Raw genomic sequence first — 20,625 nt, 5'->3', positions numbered from 1 at the left:
TTGCTCACCGGTCATGGGGGCCAGAGAGAGCATCCGCACCGCCGTCCGCGACGTCGTACCACCGGCCGGGCTGACCCGCGCCCTGGCCGTGCAGGCGATGGTCTACGCCGTCGGCACCGGCCTGTTCCAGGCGGGCAGCGCCGTCTTCTTCACCCGGGCGCTCGGGCTGAGCCCGGCCCAGGTGGGGCTCGGCCTCTCACTCGCCGCCGGGGCGTCCCTGCTCGGCACCGTGCCGCTGGGCGGGTTCACCGACCGGTACGGGCCGCAGCGGGTGTGGATCGTCTGCCTGCTGCTCGACGCGGCGCTGTTCGCCGCGTACCCGTTCGTCGGCGGCTTCGCCGGGTTCCTCGCGGTGGTGATCGCGCTGGCCGTGACGGGCGCGGCGACCGGCGTGGCCCGCCAGGTCTACTCGATCAACGTGCTGCGCCCGGAGGAACGGGTCACCGCGATGGCCTACCAGCGCTCCTCGCTGAACGTCGGCTTCGGGATCGGCGCCCTGATCAGCGGCCTGGTGCTGGCCGTCGACACGATCTGGGCGTACCGCGGGATGGTCTGGTTCATCGCCGTGGTCTTCCTGGTGACCGCCGGTTTCGTCCGCCGCCTGCCCCGGCTGCCGGAGGTGACCCGCCCCGCCGAGCCGATGAGCCGGCTGGCGGTGCTGCGGGACCGACCCTTCATGGCCGTCGCGCTGCTCTCCGGGCTGCTCACCGCGCACCAGACGCTCTACCTGACGGTGATGCCGCTGTGGATCCTCACCCACACCGACGCGCCGAAGACGATCATCGCCGGGCTGGTGCTGCTCAACACCGTGCTGATCGTGCTGTTCCAGGTACGCGCCAGCCGGGGCGCGGACGACGCGCCGGGCGCGGCTCGGGCGTCCCGCCGGGGCGCGGTGCTGATCGCCGGGTTCTGCCTGGTCCTGCCGGTTTCCGGTGCGACTCGGGGACCGCTCACCGTGGCGGTGCTGGTGGCCGCCGCGACGCTGCTCATCCTGGCGGAACTGATCGAGTCGGCGGGCGCCTGGGGGCTCACCGCAACGCTGCCGCCCGCAGCCCAGCGCGGCGCGTACGTCGGCGCGTTCGGGCTCGGCTCCCAGTTGCAGTTCCTGATCGCTCCGGCCGGGCTGACCGCGCTCGGCGTGAGCACCGGGGGCTGGGGCTGGTACCCGGCTGCGGCGCTGTTCGTCCTGGTCGGGCTGGTGATCGTGCCCGCGGTGGCCCGGGCCGAGCGGACACCTCGGCTACCGGGCGTGGCGACGTCCACCGACTCGGTGACTCCGGTCCCATAGTCCGGACCAGCCTTCCCACGGCACGTCCCACCACGTAGGGTGACCCTGTCATGTGGCGCGCGTACCTTCTCCTTGGCTGCCGCGACGAGGCCTGACCGGCCGGCACCTCGTCGCGGAGTCGCTACGCGCCGTCCAGCACATCCGATCTTCTTCTCGGCACCGCCGCGCACCGTCGCCCGGCATCCCGCCGACACCTTTCCGATCTGCTGACGCCACATGTTCCAGGGAGCACTCCGAGATGGCTCAACCTGTCACCGAGACCGATCCGTTCGCCCGCCAGCGCCCCAGCCGGATGCCGGTCCACCGCTACGTTCCGTACGACCGTGAGTTCGGCGTCGACCTGCCGGACCGCGCCTGGCCGACCCGCCGCGTCGAGGCCGCGCCCCGCTGGTGCGCAGTCGACCTCCGCGACGGCAACCAGGCCCTGATCGACCCGATGTCGCCCGAGCGCAAGCGGCGGATGTTCCAGCTCCTGGTGCAGATGGGCTACAAGGAGATCGAGGTCGGTTTCCCGTCGGCGAGCCAGACCGACTACGACTTCGTACGGCAGCTGATCGAGCAGGACCTGATCCCCGAGGACGTCACCATCCAGGTGCTGACCCAGTGCCGGGAGCACCTGATCGAGCGGACCTTCGAGTCGCTGCGCGGCGCCCACCGGGCCATCGTGCACTTCTACAACTCCACCTCGACGCTGCAACGCCGGGTGGTCTTCGGCCTGGACCGCGACGGCATCACCGACATCGCCACGCAGGGCGCGCGGCTGTGCCAGAAGTACGCGGAGATCCACACCCCGGACACCGACATCCACTACGAGTACTCGCCGGAGTCGTACACGGGCACCGAGCTGGAGTACGCGCTGGAGGTCTGCTCGGCGGTCATCGACGTGATCGACCCGACGCCGGACCGGAAGCTGATCATCAACCTGCCGGCCACCGTCGAGATGGCGATGCCGAACGTCTACGCCGACTCGATCGAGTGGATGCACCGGCGCCTGCCGCGGCGGGACAGCCTGGTGCTGAGCCTGCACCCGCACAACGACCGGGGCACCGGCGTGGCCGCCGCCGAGCTGGGCCTGCTGGCCGGCGCCGACCGGATCGAGGGCTGCCTGTTCGGCAACGGCGAGCGCACCGGCAACGTCGACCTGGTGACGCTGGGCCTGAACATGTTCTCCCAGGGCATCGACCCGATGATCGACTTCTCGAACATCGACGAGATCAAGCGCGCCGTCGAGTACTGCAACCAGCTGCCGGTGCACGAGCGCCACCCGTACGCGGGCGACCTGGTCTACACCGCGTTCTCCGGCTCGCACCAGGACGCGATCAACAAGGGCTTCGCCGCGCTGAACGCCGACGCGGCGGCGGCCGGGGTGCCGGTGGACGACTTCACCTGGGCGGTGCCCTACCTGCCGATCGACCCGAAGGACCTGGGCCGCACCTACGAGGCGGTCATCCGGGTCAACTCGCAGTCCGGCAAGGGCGGCGTCGCGTACATCATGAAGACCGAGCACCAGCTCGACCTGCCGCGCCGCCTCCAGATCGAGTTCTCGGGCGTGGTGCAGCAGGTCACCGACCACGACGGCGGCGAGGTCGAGCCGGGCGCGATGTGGGAGATCTTCGCCCGCAACTACCTGGTCGACCACCAGGTCGATCCGGCCGTCAAGCTGGCCGAGTACACCATCGGCACCGTCGACGGCAAGGTCGAGATCGACGCCCGCGTCGGCTTCGGCGGCGAGACCCGCGCGCTCACCGCCGTCGGCAACGGCCCGATCGACGCGTACGTCAACGCGTTGCAGTCCCTGGGCGTGGCGGTACGGGTGCTCGACTACCACGAGCACGCGCTGTCCTCCGGCGGTGACGCGCAGGCCGCCGCGTACGTGGAGTGCGAGGTGGACGGCCGCACGGTGTGGGGCGTCGGGGTGGACGCCAACATCGTCACCGCCTCGATCAAGGCGGTCACGAGTGCGGTGAACCGCACCCGCGCCTGATTCCGGCGACGCGGGGGTCCGGCTTCAGGCCGGGCCCCCGCTCTGCTTCGGCGGCCGGTGGATCAGCACGGCGGCGAGCACCGCGCCGGCCAGCAGCAGCCCGGCGCACCACGCCAGCGCCCCCCGGTACGCGTCGGCCAGCGCGCCCTTCTGCTCGTACCCGGTGCCGGAGAGCCCGACCAGCAGCGGCAGCGCGGCCACCGCGAGCAGGCCGCCGGCCCGGGAGGCCGCGTTGTTGAAGCCGCTCGCCACCCCGGCGAACCGGTCCGAGACGGCGCCGAGCACCGACGTGGTCAGCGGCGCGACCACGAGCGTGAGCCCGGCGCCGAACAGCGTCACGCCCGGCAGCACGTCCACCCAGTACGACGCGCCCGGCCCGACCCGGCGCAGCAGCAGCAGACCCACCGCGGCGATCACCGGGCCGACGGTGAGCGGCAGCCGGGGGCCGATGCGGGCCGACAGCGCGCCCGCACGCGGTGAGCCGACCAGCAGCAGCACCGTCATCGGCACCGTGGCCAGGCCGGTGAGCAGCGCCGACCAGCCAACCACGTTCTGCAGGTAGACGGCGAGGAAGAAGGTGAACCCGCCGAGCGCCGCGTACACCACCACCGTGAAGACGTTCAGCACGGAGAACAGCCGGCTGGAGAACAGCCCGGTGGGCAGCATCGCGGTGTCGCCGCGCCGCCGCTCGACGCGCACGAAGACCACCACGGCGGCCACCCCGAGTACCGCCGCGACCAGCACCGCCGGGGAGTCCAGGCCGCGCGCCGGGGCGTCGATCAGCGCGTACGTGATCCCGCCGAGCGCGAGCGCGCCGAGCAGCGCGCCGGCCACGTCGAACCGCCGCCCCTCCCCGGTACGCGACGCCTCCTCGTCCCGGCTCTCCGGCACCCAGCGCAGCGCGGCGAGCACCACGCCGACGGCCAGCGGCAGGTTGACGAAGAAGATCCACCGCCAGGAGAGCGTGTCGATGAGCCAGCCGCCGAGCAGCGGACCGAGCGCTGTGGACACCCCGGACAGCCCCGACCAGGTGCCGATGGCCCGGCCCCGGTCGTCCGGGTGGAAGCTGGCCTGGAGCACCGACAGCGAGCCGGGGGTGAGCAACGCCCCGCCGGCGCCCTGGAGGAACCGGGCGGCGACCAGCCATCCGGTGTCCTGGGCCAGCCCGCAGAGCACCGACGCCACCGCGAACCAGAGCACGCCGAGCAGGAAGACGCGCCGCCGCCCGAACCGGTCCCCGAGCGCGCCGCCGAGCAGCACGAACGCGGCGAGCATCAGCAGGTAGCCGTTCACCGTCCACTGCAGACCGGCGACCGTGGCGTCCAGTTCGGCGCCGAGGCGCGGCAGTGCGACGTTCACGACCGTGCTGTCCAGGAACACCATGCCGGAGGCGAGGATCGCGGCGAGCAGCGTGCCGCGTCCGGCGGCGGAGCCGGTACGCAGCGCGGGAGCGGGTGCGGTCACGTCTCACCACTCTGCCCGTCGCCCACCCTCGACGCCACGAATCGCGGAAACCGCCGCCGGGTACTGTGCGGACTCGCCCGGAGCACGCAAGCTGGAGAGGTGTCGTCTGTGCGTACGAGATCAGGAGCCCGAGCCGGGCTGGCGGCCGCGCTGAGCGCGGTGCTCGCCCTCGGCGTGGCCGGCTGCGACGTGTCGGTCAGCGAGCCGGAGGCGCCGCCGAGCGCCGCCGGGAACGTCAACAAGCAGCTCGGTGAGCTGACCGTGGCCACCGCCGGGTCGATGAAGGGCTACAGCCGCTCCCGCTTCCCGCACTGGCGCGGCACCGGCAAGAACTGCGACGTGCGCGACAGCGTGCTGCAACGCGACGGCGAGGGCATCAAGCTGTCCGGCTGCAACGTGGTGGGCGGCCGGTGGGAGAGCGTCTACGACGGCGTGGTGCTCAACGATCCGTCGGACGTGGACATCGACCACACCGTGCCGCTGGCCGCCGCGTGGCGCTCGGGCGCGGACGAGTGGGACGACTCGAAGCGCGGCGACTTCGCCAACGACCTGACCCGGCCGCAGCTCATCGCGGTTTCGGCGCGGTCCAACCGGGCAAAGGGTGACCAGGATCCGTCCCAGTGGAAGCCGCCGAACCGGTCGTCCTGGTGTCAGTACGCGGCGGACTGGGTGACGGTCAAGCACTACTGGCGGCTGACTGTGACAAGTGCCGAGAAGGCCGCTCTCACCGACATGCTGGAGGGCTGCACATGGGCGAGCAAACCGTGACCGGGCCGGACGCCACACCGGCGCCGGAGGCAGGCGCCGCACCGGCCCCGGAGTCCGCGCCGGCCGGTCCGGCCTCGGCCGGGATGACGGCGGACGGCCGGCAGCCGGCGCCCGCCGACGTCGCCGGGGCGGGCATGACCGCCGACGCGGTGCCGGGTGCGCCGGCCGGGGGCGCGCCGGGCGGACCGGCGGACCGCACCAGTGACATCACCGCCGGTCCGGGCGGGGTCATGACCGACGAGGTGGGCGTGGTGACCGGCGAGTTGACGCTGCGCACCGAGCACGCCGACGGCCGGGTGACGCTGCGGGTGCAGTACAAGGACGCCGACGAGTGGTACGCGGTCACCGGCGGTTCGGCGCCGCTGGCGGACCCGGCCGCGCTCGACGCCGTGCACACGATCGCGGTGGGCCTGCTCAACCGCCCCGAGGGCTGACCGACGAAAAGGCGCGTCCCCACCCGGTCCGGGTGGGGACGCGCCTTTTCGTGTCAGACGTACGATCCGGGCTCGCTGGGCGCGGAGACCACGCCCGGCTCGTCGCCCTCGCCCTCCGGCCGGGTGATCTTCGCGGTCACCTCGTGCGGGCGCAGCTCGCCGGCGGCGATCTGCTCGGCCCAGTGGCAGGCGACCCGGCTGGCGCCGATCTGGCGCAGTTCGGGCCGCTCGTCCGCGCAGCGGGTCGGCTGCGCCCACGGGCAGCGGGTGTGGAACCGGCAGCCCGACGGCGGGTTGGCCGGAGACGGCAGGTCACCGGCGAGCAGGATGCGCTCGCGCCGGTCCTCCACGTCCGGGTCCGGCACCGGCACCGCCGACATCAGCGCCCGGGTGTACGGGTGCAGCGGCTCGGTGTAGAGCCGGTCGCTCGGCGCCTCCTCCACCAGCGCGCCCAGGTACATCACGCCGACGATGTCGGAGATGTGCCGCACCACGGCCAGGTCGTGCGCGATGACCAGGTAGGTCAGTCCGAGGCTGTCCTGGAGTTCGTCGAGCAGGTTCACCACCTGCGCCTGGATCGACACGTCCAGCGCGGAGACCGGCTCGTCGGCGACGATCAGCTCCGGGCCGAGGACGAGCGCACGGGCGATGCCGATGCGCTGGCGCTGGCCGCCGGAAAACTCGTGCGGGTAGCGGGACAGCGCCCACTTCGGCAGGCCGACCGCGTCGAGCGTCTCGCCGATGATCCGCCGCCGGTCGTCCCGGTTCGCGCCGATGCCGTGGGTCTGGAGGCCCTCGGTCAGGATCGACTCGACGTTCTGCCGGGGGTCCAGGCTGGACATCGGATCCTGGAAGATCATCTGCATCCGGCGCCGCATCGAGCGCAGCTTGCCGGCGGGCAGCGTGGTCAGCTCGACGCCGTCGAACTTCACCTCGCCGCTGGTCGGCGGGTTGAGCTGGAGCAGCGCCCGGCCGAGCGTGGACTTGCCGCAACCCGACTCGCCCACCAGCCCGTACGTCTTGCCGCGCGGAATGCTCAGGTCCACCCCGTCGACCGCCTTGACGTGCCCGACGGTCCGGTCGAAGAGCACGCCCCGGCGGATCGGGAAGTGCACCTTCAGGTCGCGGACCTCGACGAGGATGTCGTCGTCGCTCATGGGGTCTCCTCCTCGCGCGGAGCCGGTCCGAAGCCGGGCACGGCGGGCGGGTCGGCCGGCTCGGCCTGGGCCGGCACCGCACCCGGTTCGGTGGTCGTCGGCGCGGTCGCGCGGGCGTCCGCCTCCGGGGTCAGGCCGGGAACCGGCACCGGGTTGACGCAGCGGTAGCTGCGCGCGTCGTGGGTGAGCACCAGCTCCGGCGGCTCGCCCACGCAGGCGTCGACCCGGCGGGCGCAGCGCGGGGCGAACGCGCAGCCGTCCGGCCAGGGCAGCACGTCGCGCACCGAGCCGGGGATGGGGTTGAGCCGTTCGCCGCGTCCGGCGTCCAGGCGGGGTACCGAACCGAGCAACCCCTCGGTGTACGGGTGCCGGGGCTGGCGGAACAGCGGACGGCGGGTGGCCGTCTCCACCACCCGGCCGGCGTAGAGCACGTTGATGGTGTCGCACATGCCGGCGACCACGCCGAGATCGTGGGTGATCATGACCAGGGCGGTACCGGAGTCCCGGACCAGGTCCTTGAGCAGCTCCAGGATCTGCGCCTGGATGGTGACGTCGAGCGCGGTGGTCGGCTCGTCGGCGATCAGCAGCCGGGGCTGGCAGGCGACCGCCATGGCGATCAGCGCCCGCTGCCGCATGCCGCCGGAGAGCTGGTGCGGGTACTCCTTGAGCCGGCGACGCGGGTCCGGGATGCCCACCCGGTCGAGCAGGTCGGCGGCCTCCTTGGTGGCCGCCTCGCCCTTCATGCCCCGGTGCCGGGCGAGCACCTCGGTCACCTGGAGCCCGATCGGGATGACCGGGTTCAGCGAGGACAGCGGATCCTGGAAGATCATCGCGACGTCCCGGCCGCGGATGTCGCGGCGGGACCGGTCGTCGAGCTGGAGCAGGTCGGTGCCGTCGAAGACCGCCTTGCCGCCGACCCGCAGGCCCGGCTGCTTGGGCAGCAGGCCCATGATGGCCAGCGACGTGACGCTCTTGCCGCAGCCGGACTCGCCGACCAGGCCGACCACCTCGCCGGCGTCGACCGAGAAGGACACCCCGTCCACCGCGTGCACGGTGCGCTGCCCACGACGGGCGAACGTGACGGAGAGGTCGTCCACTTCGAGCAGTGCCATTACCGACCTACTTCCGCAGCTTCGGGTCGAGGGCCTCGCGCATCGCCTCACCGAGCAGGGTGAACCCGAGCGCGGTGATGATGATGCCGAGCGCCGGATAGATCGCCAGGCCCGGCCGGATGCCCAGGTACGGCTGCGCGTCGGCGAGCATGACGCCCCACTCCGGGATGGCCGAGTCGGGGTTGCCGAGACCGAGGAAGGACAGCGCGGCCGCCTCGATGATCGCGGTCGCCAGCGTCAGCGTGGCCTGCACGATGACCGGGGCGATCGAGTTCGGCACCACGTGGGTGAGGGCGATCTTGGACCGCTTCACGCCGAGCGACGTCGCGGCCAGCACGTAGTCGCTGTTGGACTGGGCGATCATCGAGCCGCGCAGCAGCCGGGCGAAGATCGGCACAGACACCACACCGACGGCGATCATCACGGTGGTGAGGCTGGCGCCGAGCAGCGCCGCGATGCTCACCGCGAGCAGCAGGCTCGGCATGGCCAGCAGCATGTCGATGAAGCGCATCAGGGTGGTGTCGATCCAGCGGCCCCAGCGCCCGCCGAGGCCGGCCGCGGCACCGGCGACGCCGCCGATCAGCGCGCCGACCGCGAGACCGATCAGGGTGGAGACGACGCCGACGAGCAGCGTCTGCCGGGCGCCGACGATGAGCCGGCTGAACTCGTCCCGGCCCTGGTGGTCGAAGCCGAGCCAGTGGTCGGCGGAGACGCCCGGGATGATGCCCTGGCCGGACTTGACCAGGCCCTCGCGGATGCCGATGGAGTCCGTCGGGCTGTACGGGACGAGGAACGGCCCGATGACCGCGACCAGGACGAAGACCGCCAGGATGACCACGCCGATGACGGCCGCCGGGTTGCGCCGCAGCCGGCGGAACGCCTCCTTCCAGAGGCTCACCCCCTGCTCGTCGTCGCGGGCGGCCAGCTCGGCGAGCCGGTCGATCTTCTCGCGCTTCTTGCCAGTGGTGATGGTCATCGCACCCTCACCCTCGGGTCGATCACGCTGTAGGAGAGGTCGACCAGGAGATTCACCAGCACGTACACCACCGCAATGATCATGATGAAGCCCATCAGCACCGGGTAGTCGCGCTGACTGATCGACTCGGCGACGAACGCGCCGATGCCGCTGAACGCGAACACGGTCTCGGTGAGCACCGCGCCGGAGAGCAGGAGACCGGTCTGGAGACCGATCGAGGTGGCCACCGGCAGCATGGCGTTACGCAGCACGTGCCGGCGCCGTACGGTCCGCTCGGTCAGGCCCTTGGCCTCGGCGGTCCGGACGAAGTCCTCGTTGAGCACCTCCAGCACGCTGGCCCGGGTGATCCGGACGATGATCGCGAGCGGGATGCTGGCGAGCGCGATGCCCGGCAGCACGAGGTGCCAGAGCGCGTCGGCGGCGGCGTCCCACTCGCGGGTCATGAGCCCGTCGAGGACGAAGAAGTTGGTGACCCGGGTCGCCCCGATGGTCGGGTCCTGCCGGCCGCTGGAGGGGAACCAGCCCAGGTTCTCCGCGAAGATCGCCTTGAGCACGTACGCCAGGAAGAAGACCGGGATGCAGATGCCGATGAGCGATCCGCCGACCGAGGCGTGGTCGAGGAACCGGCCGCGACGGCGGGCGGCCAGGTAGCCGAGCGGGATGCCGATGCCGACCGCGAGGATCATGGCCATGATCGTCAGCTCGACGGTGCCGGGGAACCGCTCCACGAACTCCGTGGTTACGGCCCGCTTCGTGCCGGTCGAGGTGCCCAGGTCGAGCCGGATCATCCGCCGCAGGAAGCGGGCGTACTGGACCAGGATCGGCTCGTCGAGGCCGAGGTTGCGCCGGATGGCGGCGCGCGTCTCGGGCGTGCCCCGTTCACCGAGGATCGCGGTCTCGGGCCCGCCGGGAAGTCGGTGGAGCCAGATGAACAGCAGGACGGAGAGCCCGAACAGCGTTGGTATCAGCTGTAGCAGGCGTCTGATGATGAACCGGAACACGGGCGCCTCGGAGGGGGTGCGGAGGGGTGCGGGCGGGCGCTGTGGTCACAGCGCCCGCCCGCGTACGGTGCCTTCAGATCACTTGAACTCTGCGGTCGCGTACCGCTCGTCGGTGAGCGGGCTCGCCTTGATCCCGGTCACGTCCTTGCCGAACACGATCGCCGGCGGGGAGTGCGAGATCGGCACACCCGGCAGGAAGTCCATGATCGACTTGTTCAGTGCCTTGTACTTCTCCGTCCGGGCCGCCGCGTCGGCGGTGGTGTCGGCGTCCTTGAACTGCGCGAAGAGCTGGGGGTTGTTGAAGCCCCACTCGTCCTTCGGGCGGTCGAAGAAGGTGCCGATGAAGTTGTACGCGTCGCCGTAGTCACCGGTCCAGCCGAGGAAGTGCAGGTCGTGCTTGTTCCCGGAGGTGGTGGCGTTGAGGTAGTCCGGGCTCCACTTCAGCGGGATGGCCTGGACGTTGATGCCGACCGCCTTGAGGTCCGCCGAGAGCAGCTCGAAGATGTCCTTCGGGTTCGGCATGTACGGCCGGGTGACCTCGGTCGGGTAGTGGAACTTCAGCGTCAGGTTCGACGCGCCGGCCTCGGCCAGCAGCTGCTTGGCCTTCTCCGGGTTGTAGTCGTACTTGGTGACGTCGCCGTTCCAGCCCTCGACGGTGTCCGGGAAGAAGTTCATCGCGACCTTGGCGCCCGGGGGCAGCTTCGAGTCGACCAGGGCCTGCCGGTTCAGCGCGTGCGCGATGGCCTGCCGGACCTTCAGGTCGGCCAGCTTCGGGTTCCCCTTCTGGTTGATCGCCAGGTAGAGGATGTTGAAGGCGGGCCGGGTGAGGACGTTGAAGCCCTCCTTCTTCAGCGGCTCGACGTCGGCCGGGCCGACCAGGTCGTAGCCCTGGATGTCACCCGAGCGGAGCGCCTGCTTGCGGGCGTTCTCGTCCGAGATCGTCTTGAAGATGATGGTCTTCAGCTTGGCCTTGTCGCCGTAGTAGTCGTCGTTGCGCTCGATGGTGAGCGACTTGTTCGCGACGTCCCACGCCTTGAACTTGAACGGGCCGGTGCCGGTCGGGTGCTCCATCGCGTACGCCGGGTACTTGATGTCCTCGGCGGTGCCGGTCACGTTGCTGGCGTCGTACTGCTCCATCGCCTTGGGGCTCTGGATCGAGAACGACGGCAGCATGAGCGCGGCCGGGATCTTGCTGGAGACCCGGGTGAACGCCAGGTCCACAGTGGTGGCGTCCTTGGCGGTGCAGGACTTGAAGAGGCTCGGCGGCAGGTCCGGGTTCTCGTTCTTGGCGAACCCGCCCATGACGTCCTGCCAGTACGCGGTCACGTCCGGGCTCTGCATGAGGCCCTTGGCGTTGTACCAGCGGTTGAAGTTGACGCAGACGGCCTCGGCGTTGAAGTCGGTGCCGTCGTGGAACTTGACACCCGAGCGGAGCTTGAACGTCCAGGTCGTGCCCGCCGCATCCGGCGTCCAGGACTCGGCGAGGCCCGGCGTCACCTTGGTGCCGCCCTCCTCCGGACGGACCAGGGTCTCGAAGACCTGGCGCGCCACGCGCAGCGACTCACCGTCGCTGGCGAAGCTGGGGTCGAGCACCTTCGGGTCTCCGGCGACGCCGAAGACGAGGGTGTCCTTCTTGCTATCTCCGGAGCCACTCTCACGGTCGCTCTCGGCGCAGCCTGCAACCGCGAGGGCCGCGACCGCGACGGCCGCGATTGCGACCTTCGGCCTGGATGCACGCATGGTGCTTCACCTCGTCCTTGGGGGTACGGACAACGTGGTGACAGGGTCACCGATGTGCGCAGACCTTAGCCCTCGGTTGGACGGCGCGGAAACGGGCGGGGGGCGGGTTGGTATCGAATCGTGTCTGTTCCGCAACGAGGCATACGAATCGAAGGAGAATCCCTTACGTCGCCGAACTTTCGTCGGTTTGAAGGGCAAATTTATTACGTCGATCCGGTCCCGGACGCACGTTCCTGTTAGATCGACGGCCGTCCCGGTCCGGCCCGGAGACACGTCCGGCGGGCACCCCGCAGGGCACCCGCCGGAGGCGGTACGACGGAATTCAGACGGCCCGTCGGCCCTCGAAGGCCCGGCCCAGCGTGATCTCGTCGGCGTACTCCAGGTCGCCGCCGACCGGCAGTCCACTCGCGAGCCGGGTCACCGCGATCCCCATCGGCTTGACCATCAGCGCCAGATAGGTCGCGGTCGCCTCACCCTCCGTGTTCGGGTCGGTGGCGAGGATCAGCTCGCGGACCTCGCCGCCGCCGAGTCGGGTCATCAGCTCACGGATCCGCAGGTTGTCCGGGCCGATGCCCTCCAGCGGATTGATCGCGCCGCCGAGCACGTGGTAGCGCCCGCGGAACTCGCCGGTCCGCTCGATCGCCACCACGTCCTTCGGCTCCTCGACCACACAGAGCACATCGTCGGTACGCCGTGGGTCGCGGCAGATCCGGCACTGCTCCGACTCGGCCACGTTGTAGCAGGTCGTGCAGAACCGGACCAGGTCCTTGACCTTGCGCAGCGCGCCGGCCAGCCGGTTGACGTCGGCCGGATCCGCCGACAGCACGTGGAACGCGATCCGCTGGGCGCTCTTCGGGCCCACGCCCGGCAACCGGCCCAGCTCGTCGATCAGATCCTGGATGGCACCCTCGTACATCTGCCGGCTCAGAACCCGGGCAGGCCGAGGCCGCCCATGCCACCCGCGACCGGGCCCATCTTCTTCTCGGTCAGCTCACGGGCCGCCTCGGCGGCGTTGTGCACGGCCGCGACCACCAGGTCCTCGAGCGTCTCGACGTCCTCCGGGTCGACCGCCTTCGGGTCGATCTTGATCGCCTTCAGCTCACCGGTGCCGGCGACAGTCGCGGTGACCAGGCCACCGCCGGCGGTGCCGGTCAGCTCCGCCTCGGCCAGCTCGGCCTGGGCCTTGGCGATCTGCTGCTGCATCTTCTGCGCCTGTTTCAGCATCTGCTGCATGTTCGGCTGTCCACCTGGGCGCACGGACCGCTCCTTCTTCCACTCGTCTGCTCGGCCGCGCCCAGCCTAGTCGGGCCACGGCACCGCTGAATCGCGGTCGGCGCGCGCTCAGCGCGCGTCCACCTCGTCGATCTTCTCCGCCCCGAACGTCTCACGCAGCAGCTGCACCGCCTGCTCCTCGCTCGACTGCCGGGCGGTCCGCTCGTCGATCACGTCGTCCAGCGGCTCGTCGCCCGGATCGAACCCCTCGTAGGCGGGCGCCGCCGCGGGCGCGCCCCCGCCCCGCACCGGGCCGTCGAAGTCCGGGTCGTAGGGCGGCTCGCCCGCCCACTCGGCATCGGCCGTCTTCCGCGCCGGCTGCGCCGCGCGCGGCCCCTTGCCGGGACCACCACCCGCAGCGGCAGCCGCCGCGGCCGCACGCGCCGCCGCGATCGCGCTGTTCTTCGCCCCCGCCGGCCTCGCCCCACCGGCAGGCGCCGGCGCCGCCGCGGGTGCCGCAGGCTTGGGTACGACGACAGGCGCGGTAGCGGTCGCCGTGCCCCCGCCCGGACGGGCCGCCGCCGGCCAGTCCTCCCCGTCGCCGGTGCTCACGGCCGAGGCGGCGCCGGTGGCCGTGCCGGCCGCCGCGCCACCGGGCCGGGCCGGCTCCGGCCAGTCCTCCTCGCCGGCCTGGTCACCGGCAGCGTTCGCCGCCGTCCGGTGCGAGGCGTCGGCCGAACCCGCGCCGGGTCGGCCCGCCGGTCCTCCGGCCTGGTTCCCCGCGCCTTGGCTGCCGGTGGCCGGGGTGCCCGTGGCTCGGCTGCCCGTGGTGCCGCCCGAGCCGGACACCGGCTGTCCCGGGGCGCCACCGGACGCCGGGTGCCCGACGGCAGCGGAATCCGGGCGCGTCTGAGCGGTGCCGGCCGCACCGGAAGCACGCCGTCCATACCCGGCGTCACCCGCGTCGGCGTCCGGGCGGACACGCCCCACGTCGGCGTCCGGGCGGCCGTGAGCAGTACCTGCCGCCCCGGAATCCGGCCCACCGGACCCGGCGTCGGACGCCGGGCGGGCCGGAGCGCTGTCGGGCGCGTTGCGGCCCGGTGCGGCGTCGGCCTGCGCGCGGCTCGCACCGGACGGGCGGGACGGGCCGCCGAGTGAGGCCGCGCCGCGCTCGCCCGCCACCTCGCAGCGGATCTGCCAGCGACCGCCCAGCTCCTCGTAGAGCGCGTCGGTCAGCACGGCGGCGTGGTCGGCCATCATCTTCGCCAGCACCGTCGACTTCACGGTCAGCACCAGCGTGTCGCCGTCCAGGTCGCGTACCACCGCGTCCCGCATCAACGCGGCGATCCGCTTGTTGCTGCGGTTGACCTTGCCGACCACCTCGGGCCAGACCCGGCGCACCGCGACCGCGTCGAGCGCTCCCGGATTGGCCGCTCCGGGGCGGGGCGGCTCGGGCGTGGCCGGGTCCGGCATCACCGCGGACGGCGGTACCGGGCGTCGGGCAGCGGCCTGACCGGACGTCGTCGAGCCGGCGGCGGCTCGCTCGGCGGCCGGCGCAGGGAACCCGGCGTCCGTGTCGGTGTGCACCCCGGCAGCCTCGGGCGCCACCGGGGCGGGACGCGGGCCGGACTCGGCAGCCGCCGTGCCGGAGTCGGCAACCGCACCGGCCGGGGCGGGACGGGAGCCGGTAGCCGCACCGTCCGAGGCCGGGCGGGAACCGGTGGCGGGGCCGGCCGGACGGAAACCGGTGGCGGTGCTCCGGGCACCTGCCGCAGCGGCGGCAGCGGCACGTGCGGCGGCGGCACCGGTCGGGGCACCGGCAGCCGCCGGCGTGCCGGCGGAATCCGGGTGGACCGCGGCGGCAGCCGCGCCCGGGGCGGGAGCCGCCGGGCGTACCCCCTGGGTCTGGGTGGGCTGCGCGGAGTCGGCGGCGGCCGGCGGCAGCTCGGCGCCCCCGAGCGTCAGCCGGCGCTCCATCCGCTCCAGGCGCTGGAGCAGGCCACCCGAGGAGTCGTCCGCGCCGGGCAGGAGCATGCGCGCGCAGATCAGCTCCAGCAGCAGCCGGGGCGCTGTGGTGCCGCGCATCTCGACCAGGCCGTTGTGCACGATGTCGGCGCAGCGGGACAGCGTGGCCGGGCCGAGGCGCTGGGCCTGGGCGGCCATCCGCTCGATCTGGTCGGCCGGGCCGTCGATGAGGCCCTTGGCTGCGGCGTCCGGGACCTGCTGCAGGACGATCAGGTCGCGGAGGCGTTCCAGCAGGTCGGAGGCGAAGCGGCGCGAGTCGTGCCCGGCCTCGGCGACCCGGTCGACGGTGGCGTACGCGGCGGCGCCGTCACCGGCGGCGAGCGCGTCGCACATCTCGTCGATCAGCGCGGCGTCGGTGACACCGAGCAGCGCGGCGGCCCGGGCGTAGTCGACGCCCTCCGGGCCGGCGCCCGCGATGAGCTGGTCGAGTACGGAGAGGCTGTCGCGCATGCTGCCCCCGCCGGCGCGCACCACCAGCGGGAAGACCGCCGGCTCGACGGTGACGCCCTCGGCCTCGCAGAGCTGCTGCAGGTAGGGGCGGACCACCTTCGGCGGGAACAGCCGGAACGGGTAGTGGTGGGTCCGCGACTTGATCGTGCCGAGGACCTTCTCCGGTTCGGTGGTGGCGAAGATGAACTTGACGTACTCCGGCGGCTCCTCGACCAGCTTGAGCAGCGCGTTGAAGCCGGCCGACGAGACCATGTGCGCCTCGTCGATGATGTAGATCTTGAAGCGGCTGCGGGCCGGCGCGAAGAACGCCTTCTCGCGCAGCTCGCGGGCGTCGTCGACACCACCGTGGCTGGCCGCGTCGATCTCGATGACGTCGATCGAGCCGCCGCCGTCGGGAGCCAGCCCGCGGCACGAGTCGCACTGCCCGCACGGCTCCGGGGTGGGGCCCTGCTCACAGTTGAGGGAGCGGGCCAGGATCCGGGCGCTGGAGGTCTTGCCGCAGCCACGCGGCCCGGAGAAGAGGTAGGCGTGGTTGAGCCGCCCGCTGCGCAGCGCCTGCGACAGCGGCTCGGTGACCTGCTCCTGGCCGATCACCTCGGCGAACGTCCGCGGCCGGTACTTGCGGTAAAGGGCCAGTGCCACCCGTCCCGCCTCCTCTCGACCGAGCCATTCTGCGCCGGTCGGCCCCGGGTGACCACCCACCACCCCGTGACCCGACCCGCAGCGACGTTACCCGGCCCGGGAGACAGAAAGGCCTCCCGTGCACCCGGCAGAGCTCGCTTATCCTTGCTGCCTTCCGGCCCTGGGGAGGTTCACGAGGTACCGCCGCACGGGAGGTGACGCCAAGCCTACCCGAAGGGTTGTGGATCTTCCGGGAGGGTGGGGTGGCCCGCCGTCGGGAGACCTGTATCCTGGCTCGCGGAGGATTCGCCTAGAGGCCTAGGGCGCACGCTTGGAAAGCGTGTTGGGTTCACACCCTCACGAGTTCGAATCTCGTATCCTCCGCTCGCAGACGACAGGGTCGGCTCCCGCACGGGACCGGCCCTGAGTCGTACTGCCCGGCGAGACTCACCGGCCGCCCAGCTGGCCCCGCCGCCGCGTCAGGTACGCCGTCTCCGCGCTGTTGCCCGCCAACTCGGTCGCCCGGTCGTACGCCGCCCGCGCCTCCCCGCCCCGCCCCATCCGGCGCAACAGCTCGGCACGCGTCGCGTGGTACGCGTGGTAACCCTCCAGCGGCAGCCCGTCCACCTCCGCCAGCGCCACCTGCGGCCCGTCCAGTTCGGCGATCGCCACGGCCCGGTTGAGCCGCACGATCGGCGACGGGTCGACACGTACCAGATGGTCGTAGAGCGCGGCGACCTGCGCCCAGTCGGTGTCCCGCGCGTCGCGGGCGTCGGTGTGGACGGCGTTGATCGCGGCGAGGATCTGGTAGCGGCCCGGCGGCCGTCGGGCCGCTATGCACGCGCGGACCAGGGCGTGTCCCTCGGCGATGAGGTCGCGGTCCCACGCGCTGCGGTCCTGCTCGGCGAGGACGACGAGTTCGCCTGTCGCGGACACCCGGGCGGGCCGGCGGGCCTCGGTGAGCAGCATCAGCGCCAGGAGTCCGGCAGCTTCGTGGTCGTCGGGCATCAGCGTACGGACCAGGCGGGTGAGCCGGATCGCCTCGGCGGTGAGATCGGCGCGGACCGCCTCCTTGCCGGGGTCGGAGGCGAGGTAGCCCTCGTTGAAGATCAGGTACAGGACGGCGAGCACGCCGCTGACCCGGGTCGGCAGGTCGTCGCGGGACGGCACCCGGTACGGGATCCCGGCCGCCTTGATCTTCGTCTTGGCCCGGGTGATCCGCCTGCTCATGGCGGCCTCCTGGACGAGGTACGCCCGCGCGATCTCCGGCACGGTGAGCCCGCCGACCAGGCGCAGCGTCAACGCCACCCGCGCCTCCATGGCCAGCGCCGGGTGGCAGCAGGTGAAGATCAGACGGAGCCGGTCGTCGTCGATCACACCGAGCGGTTCCGGGGCGTCGGCCAGCATCAGCGCCTCCCGGTGCTTGTCCTCCCGCCGGCTCTCGCGCCGGATCCGGTCGACGGCCCGCCGGTACGCGGTGGTGGTGAGCCACGCGCCGGGATTCGGCGGTACGCCGTCGGCCGACCACCGTTCGACGGCTGCGGCGAACGCCTCGGCTGTCATCTCCTCGGCCACGTCGAGATCGCCGATGCGCCGGGCGAGCGTGGCGACGACCCGGGCCCACTCCTCGCGGTGGACCCGGGTGAGCGCTTCGCCGACGTCGGTCACGCGCCCAGGAACGGACGCAGCTCGACCCGCCTGTTGCACCGCTGCGACGCCAGCACGGCGAGCGGCAGCGCCACGTCGAAGTCCGGCGCCTCGATGATCCAGAAGCCGCCGACGTACTCCTTCGTCTCCAGGTAGGGCCCGTCGGTGAGCAGCGGGCTCCCGTCCCGCGCGTCCACGACGGTGGCCGTCTCCGGCGCCGCGAGCCCACCGGCGAAGACCCAGTGGCCGTCGGCTCGCAACCGCTCGTTGAACTCACCGATCGCGGCCATCTCCGCGTCGGTGGCCGAGCCGGTCGTGTCGTCGAGTACGGAGATCAGGTACTGCGCCATCGGTCCCTCTTTCGCTCTCGTCGGCCGCCGCCCGGGCCACCGTCACCCCGGCTACGAACGCCGCCACCCCGATCCGACAGCCTCCGACGAGGCCGATCCCGCGATTCTCGTACGTGGCACGTCAAAGCTCTCGCCCTGGTCATGGCCGGTTATGCGTTGCATGTATAACCGACAGTCACTGAGCAGGTTGAATGAGTGAGTGATCGCGGCATCGAGGCCAAGCAGGTGTGCGCGTTGCGGCGCCAACCTGGCTGCCGACAACGGCTCGGGACGGTGCGCTCCCTGTCATCGGGCGGAGCGGGACCGCATCGTCGCTGCTCCCGACGTTCCACCCAGCTTCTGGTCCCACGAACCGCTTCGCCATGCGCTTGCGGATCGGCACCTCGGTCGCGTTGTCCGCGCCTACCGTCACCATCCCTATCACGGGCGACAGCCGCTGCCTCAGACCACTGTCGCTGGCTGGTTCGGGATTACGCAGGCGCAACTGAGCCGCACCGAGAACGGACCAGCGGTGGTGCACCTCGACCGACTGGCGCATTGGGCCCGCGTGCTGCGGATACCCCGTCCGGTACCCGGACGCGCCACAGCTTCTGGACCGGCTTCGCGACACCATCCGGGAGCGGAGATGGTTGACGCTGCCGCTGCCGACGGGGTGAGGACGGCTGACAATCGTCGGTATGGCCGACGAGCGTCCCCTGTACGAGCGAGATCCGGCAGCCTGGCAGGTCCACCTCGCCGAGGGCAACGCACGGCAGCCCCGGAAGCGGGTGGGAGCCGACGTACTGCTGCGCAACGGTGACGGCGACGTCCTGTTGGTAGATCCGCGCTACAAGCCGGACTGGGACCTGCCGGGCGGCATGGCGGAGGCGAACGAGCCGCCGCACCTGGCCGCCGAGCGGGAGGTACGCGAGGAGTTGGGTCTCGACCTGCGCGTCGGGCCGTTGCTGGTGGTGGACTGGGTGGCACCGCACGGCCCCTGGGACGACAGTCTGATGTTCATCTTCGACGGCGGCGCAGTGCCTGCCGCCGAGCCGTTGAAACCGGCTGACGGCGAACTGGCCGACGCACGATTCGTTGCGCTCGATGATGCGCAGGCGCTGCTTCGCCCGTACGTTTGGCATCGGCTGCGTCACGCAGTGGCCGCGCTGAGCGACGGACGCCCGAGGTACCTGACCAACGGAACCACCTGAGGCCGTCGTACACATGTTCCATCCACAGCCTGTGGACGTCGAGAGGACTGGATGAGTTACCAGCTCAGCGCCGTGGTCGCCGACGTCGAACTGCTTCGTGAGCAGACCGCGGACCTGGACCACGCAGTGCTCGCCGCGCTCCGACAGGACTTCGCGCTGCTGCCGGTCACCCCGCAACTGGTGCAGGAACTGACCGGCGGACTGCCGGACTACGCCACCGACGAGCCGCACGCCGAGCGTCCGTTCCGGCTGGTGCTGTCACCGCCGCTCGCGGAGGTGCTGGCCCGCTGGTCGAGGAGCGGCCCGGTGGCGTACCTGGAAGCGGAGTTCGCGGGCGGCCTGGGCCACCAGTCGGCTGTGGTCTGGCTGGGAGGCGAGGTGAGCTGGGGCCCTCGGTACGACGCCGCGCTGGACCGGCCGCGTACCGAGTGGCCGATCAACACCGCGCTCGCCCGTCTCGGCGTGGAGCCGGGCGCGTGGATCGACCCGTTCGCCGAGCTGGGCCTGCACCTGGAGCGCGACACGGACGGCTGGCTGGCGCACGGACGGCGCGGGCTGTCCGCCGACTACTGGGACGAGCTGGCCGAGGAGTGGGAACTACGCCAATCCGACCAACAACAGCAACCTCATCGCCCCGGTCCCGTTGGTGACTGGGGGATTGCATGAAACTACGACAATTCGGCTTTATTGCCGCACTGCTTGCTGCCGCGTCCGCAGCCGGCAGCGGCGTTCATCCACAGTGGCCCACCCGCCCGGTCGGCGCCGCTCAGGTGGTCAGTCTGGAGGGCCTGCGCAACGCGGAGTTCGGCGACACCGAGGCGGACCTGACCCGGCGCGGAGTGCTGCGCGCCGACGAGGAGGCATGCGGGCCCGCGCTGGTCGGGCACGGTGCGGTCAGCCCGATCTTCGTCGACGACCGGCTCGTCCTGCTCTGGCTCGACGACCCGATGAGCACACCCGAAGGCATCAGCGCCGGCACGCCGGTCGGCGAGGTCCGCGCCGCGTACCCGGGCGCCGTCGACCTGCCGGCGCCACCCGGCAGTCACCGCTTCGCCGGGCTGCTCGCCCGCGACGGCGACCGCGCGTACCTGTTCCTGCACGACGGGGTCACCGTCCGGGAGATCATCGCCGGGTACGCGGACTGGGCCCGCCGCCTCTTCGACGAGGGCTACGGCCCCTGCTGACCGTCTACCGGTCTTAGAGATG

18 protein-coding genes, 1 tRNA gene and 1 other RNA gene are annotated in these 20,625 nt (G+C 71.9%); 8 read left to right on the top strand and 12 right to left on the bottom strand.

The window, feature by feature from the left end; all coding sequences use genetic code 11:
- Positions 1-13 precede the first annotated feature (13 nt).
- Positions 14-1,288 carry an MFS transporter gene (locus tag V6U82_RS13455; protein WP_334461116.1) on the top strand — a complete coding sequence of 425 codons (1,275 nt, stop codon included), beginning with the start codon at positions 14-16 and terminating at the stop codon, positions 1,286-1,288.
- 238 nt (positions 1,289-1,526) lie between these two features.
- Positions 1,527-3,272 (top strand): 2-isopropylmalate synthase, encoded by a 1,746-nt coding sequence (leuA, locus tag V6U82_RS13450; RefSeq protein WP_334461115.1) that lies wholly within the window; start codon positions 1,527-1,529, stop codon positions 3,270-3,272.
- A gap of 24 nt (positions 3,273-3,296) precedes the next feature.
- Here the strand turns inward: leuA and V6U82_RS13445 are convergent, their stop codons facing one another.
- On the bottom strand, positions 3,297-4,736 hold the full coding sequence (locus V6U82_RS13445) for an MFS transporter (RefSeq protein ID WP_334461114.1): 1,440 nt from the start codon (positions 4,734-4,736) through the stop codon (positions 3,297-3,299).
- Positions 4,737-4,844: 108 nt separating this feature from the next.
- Here V6U82_RS13445 and V6U82_RS13440 point away from each other — a divergent pair, with 108 nt between their 5' ends.
- Both V6U82_RS13440 and V6U82_RS13435 read left to right on the top strand, forming a co-directional pair.
- Complete coding sequence (locus V6U82_RS13440; RefSeq protein WP_128138141.1) at positions 4,845-5,504, top strand: HNH endonuclease family protein; 660 nt, start codon at positions 4,845-4,847, stop codon at positions 5,502-5,504.
- The gene (locus tag V6U82_RS13435) at positions 5,486-5,938 is read left to right on the top strand and encodes a hypothetical protein (RefSeq protein ID WP_334461113.1); all 453 of its coding nucleotides are present in this window, start codon (positions 5,486-5,488) and stop codon (positions 5,936-5,938) included. Before V6U82_RS13440 ends, V6U82_RS13435 begins: the two co-directional genes overlap by 19 nt.
- Positions 5,939-5,991: 53 nt before the next feature.
- Here the strand turns inward: V6U82_RS13435 and V6U82_RS13430 are convergent, their stop codons facing one another.
- The 9 genes from V6U82_RS13430 to ffs form a co-directional block, all read right to left on the bottom strand.
- Positions 5,992-7,095, bottom strand: coding sequence for an ABC transporter ATP-binding protein (locus V6U82_RS13430; RefSeq protein ID WP_128137906.1), 1,104 nt, complete (start codon positions 7,093-7,095; stop codon positions 5,992-5,994).
- On the bottom strand, positions 7,092-8,207 hold the full coding sequence (locus V6U82_RS13425) for an ABC transporter ATP-binding protein (protein WP_128137905.1): 1,116 nt from the start codon (positions 8,205-8,207) through the stop codon (positions 7,092-7,094). Before V6U82_RS13425 ends, V6U82_RS13430 begins: the two co-directional genes overlap by 4 nt.
- Before the next feature lie 7 nt (positions 8,208-8,214).
- Positions 8,215-9,183 (bottom strand): ABC transporter permease, encoded by a 969-nt coding sequence (locus tag V6U82_RS13420; protein WP_128137904.1) that lies wholly within the window; start codon positions 9,181-9,183, stop codon positions 8,215-8,217.
- Positions 9,180-10,184, bottom strand: coding sequence for an ABC transporter permease (locus tag V6U82_RS13415; RefSeq protein WP_194803309.1), 1,005 nt, complete (start codon positions 10,182-10,184; stop codon positions 9,180-9,182). Before V6U82_RS13415 ends, V6U82_RS13420 begins: the two co-directional genes overlap by 4 nt.
- Before the next feature lie 78 nt (positions 10,185-10,262).
- Complete coding sequence (locus tag V6U82_RS13410) at positions 10,263-11,924, bottom strand: ABC transporter substrate-binding protein (RefSeq protein ID WP_128137903.1); 1,662 nt, start codon at positions 11,922-11,924, stop codon at positions 10,263-10,265.
- 322 nt (positions 11,925-12,246) lie between these two features.
- Positions 12,247-12,840 carry a recombination mediator RecR gene (gene recR / locus V6U82_RS13405; RefSeq protein ID WP_334461112.1) on the bottom strand — a complete coding sequence of 198 codons (594 nt, stop codon included), beginning with the start codon at positions 12,838-12,840 and terminating at the stop codon, positions 12,247-12,249.
- 8 nt (positions 12,841-12,848) lie between these two features.
- The gene (locus V6U82_RS13400; RefSeq protein ID WP_030502117.1) at positions 12,849-13,157 is read right to left on the bottom strand and encodes a YbaB/EbfC family nucleoid-associated protein; all 309 of its coding nucleotides are present in this window, start codon (positions 13,155-13,157) and stop codon (positions 12,849-12,851) included.
- Positions 13,158-13,265: 108 nt separating this feature from the next.
- Positions 13,266-16,253, bottom strand: a complete 2,988-nt coding sequence (locus V6U82_RS13395) for a DNA polymerase III subunit gamma and tau (RefSeq protein ID WP_334461111.1) — start codon at positions 16,251-16,253, stop codon at positions 13,266-13,268.
- Between the two features lie 107 nt (positions 16,254-16,360).
- An RNA gene (ffs, locus tag V6U82_RS13390) (signal recognition particle sRNA small type) lies at positions 16,361-16,450 on the bottom strand.
- 81 nt (positions 16,451-16,531) lie between these two features.
- On the opposite strand from ffs, the gene V6U82_RS13385 reads away from it, so the two are divergent.
- Positions 16,532-16,616, top strand: a tRNA-Ser gene (locus V6U82_RS13385).
- Positions 16,617-16,679: 63 nt separating this feature from the next.
- Here the strand turns inward: V6U82_RS13385 and V6U82_RS13380 are convergent.
- Positions 16,680-17,900 carry an RNA polymerase sigma factor gene (locus V6U82_RS13380; protein ID WP_334461110.1) on the bottom strand — a complete coding sequence of 407 codons (1,221 nt, stop codon included), beginning with the start codon at positions 17,898-17,900 and terminating at the stop codon, positions 16,680-16,682.
- The gene (locus tag V6U82_RS13375; protein WP_334461109.1) at positions 17,897-18,229 is read right to left on the bottom strand and encodes a YciI family protein; all 333 of its coding nucleotides are present in this window, start codon (positions 18,227-18,229) and stop codon (positions 17,897-17,899) included. The genes V6U82_RS13380 and V6U82_RS13375 overlap by 4 nt, the downstream gene beginning before the upstream one ends.
- A gap of 677 nt (positions 18,230-18,906) precedes the next feature.
- Between V6U82_RS13375 and V6U82_RS13370 the strand changes: the two genes are divergently transcribed.
- Genes V6U82_RS13370 through V6U82_RS13360 form a run of 3 tightly spaced genes read left to right on the top strand, consistent with a single transcriptional unit; the run spans position 18,907 to position 20,603 of the window.
- Positions 18,907-19,419 (top strand): NUDIX hydrolase, encoded by a 513-nt coding sequence (locus V6U82_RS13370; RefSeq protein ID WP_334461108.1) that lies wholly within the window; start codon positions 18,907-18,909, stop codon positions 19,417-19,419.
- A 51-nt stretch (positions 19,420-19,470) separates the two neighbouring features.
- Positions 19,471-20,085, top strand: a complete 615-nt coding sequence (locus V6U82_RS13365; RefSeq protein ID WP_128136444.1) for a hypothetical protein — start codon at positions 19,471-19,473, stop codon at positions 20,083-20,085.
- Positions 20,082-20,603, top strand: coding sequence for a hypothetical protein (locus tag V6U82_RS13360; protein WP_128136443.1), 522 nt, complete (start codon positions 20,082-20,084; stop codon positions 20,601-20,603). Before V6U82_RS13365 ends, V6U82_RS13360 begins: the two co-directional genes overlap by 4 nt.
- The last annotated feature ends 22 nt before the right edge of the window (positions 20,604-20,625 follow it).

It is taken from the genome of Micromonospora sp. CPCC 205554, from assembly GCF_036902745.1.
Taxonomy (GTDB): Bacteria; Actinomycetota; Actinomycetes; order Mycobacteriales; family Micromonosporaceae; genus Micromonospora; species Micromonospora tulbaghiae.
The sequence above is the reverse complement of the archived record's forward strand: the minus strand, read 5'-3'. Positions and strand labels throughout refer to the sequence as shown.

Excerpts from the sequence above, each read along its gene's own strand:
- V6U82_RS13360 (WP_128136443.1), top strand. The coding sequence starts at position 20,082 with ATGAAACTACGACAATTCGGCTTTATTGCCGCACTGCTTGCTGCCGCG.
- V6U82_RS13455 (WP_334461116.1), top strand. The coding sequence starts at position 14 with ATGGGGGCCAGAGAGAGCATCCGCACCGCCGTCCGCGACGTCGTACCA.
- V6U82_RS13430 (WP_128137906.1), bottom strand. The coding sequence starts at position 7,095 with ATGAGCGACGACGACATCCTCGTCGAGGTCCGCGACCTGAAGGTGCAC.
- V6U82_RS13420 (WP_128137904.1), bottom strand. The coding sequence starts at position 9,183 with ATGACCATCACCACTGGCAAGAAGCGCGAGAAGATCGACCGGCTCGCC.
- V6U82_RS13365 (WP_128136444.1), top strand. The coding sequence starts at position 19,471 with ATGAGTTACCAGCTCAGCGCCGTGGTCGCCGACGTCGAACTGCTTCGT.
- V6U82_RS13375 (WP_334461109.1), bottom strand. The coding sequence starts at position 18,229 with ATGGCGCAGTACCTGATCTCCGTACTCGACGACACGACCGGCTCGGCC.
- V6U82_RS13370 (WP_334461108.1), top strand. The coding sequence starts at position 18,907 with ATGGCCGACGAGCGTCCCCTGTACGAGCGAGATCCGGCAGCCTGGCAG.
- V6U82_RS13425 (WP_128137905.1), bottom strand. The coding sequence starts at position 8,207 with ATGGCACTGCTCGAAGTGGACGACCTCTCCGTCACGTTCGCCCGTCGT.
- recR (WP_334461112.1), bottom strand. The coding sequence starts at position 12,840 with ATGTACGAGGGTGCCATCCAGGATCTGATCGACGAGCTGGGCCGGTTG.
- V6U82_RS13410 (WP_128137903.1), bottom strand. The coding sequence starts at position 11,924 with ATGCGTGCATCCAGGCCGAAGGTCGCAATCGCGGCCGTCGCGGTCGCG.
- V6U82_RS13435 (WP_334461113.1), top strand. The coding sequence starts at position 5,486 with ATGGGCGAGCAAACCGTGACCGGGCCGGACGCCACACCGGCGCCGGAG.
- leuA (WP_334461115.1), top strand. The coding sequence starts at position 1,527 with ATGGCTCAACCTGTCACCGAGACCGATCCGTTCGCCCGCCAGCGCCCC.
- V6U82_RS13400 (WP_030502117.1), bottom strand. The coding sequence starts at position 13,157 with ATGCAGCAGATGCTGAAACAGGCGCAGAAGATGCAGCAGCAGATCGCC.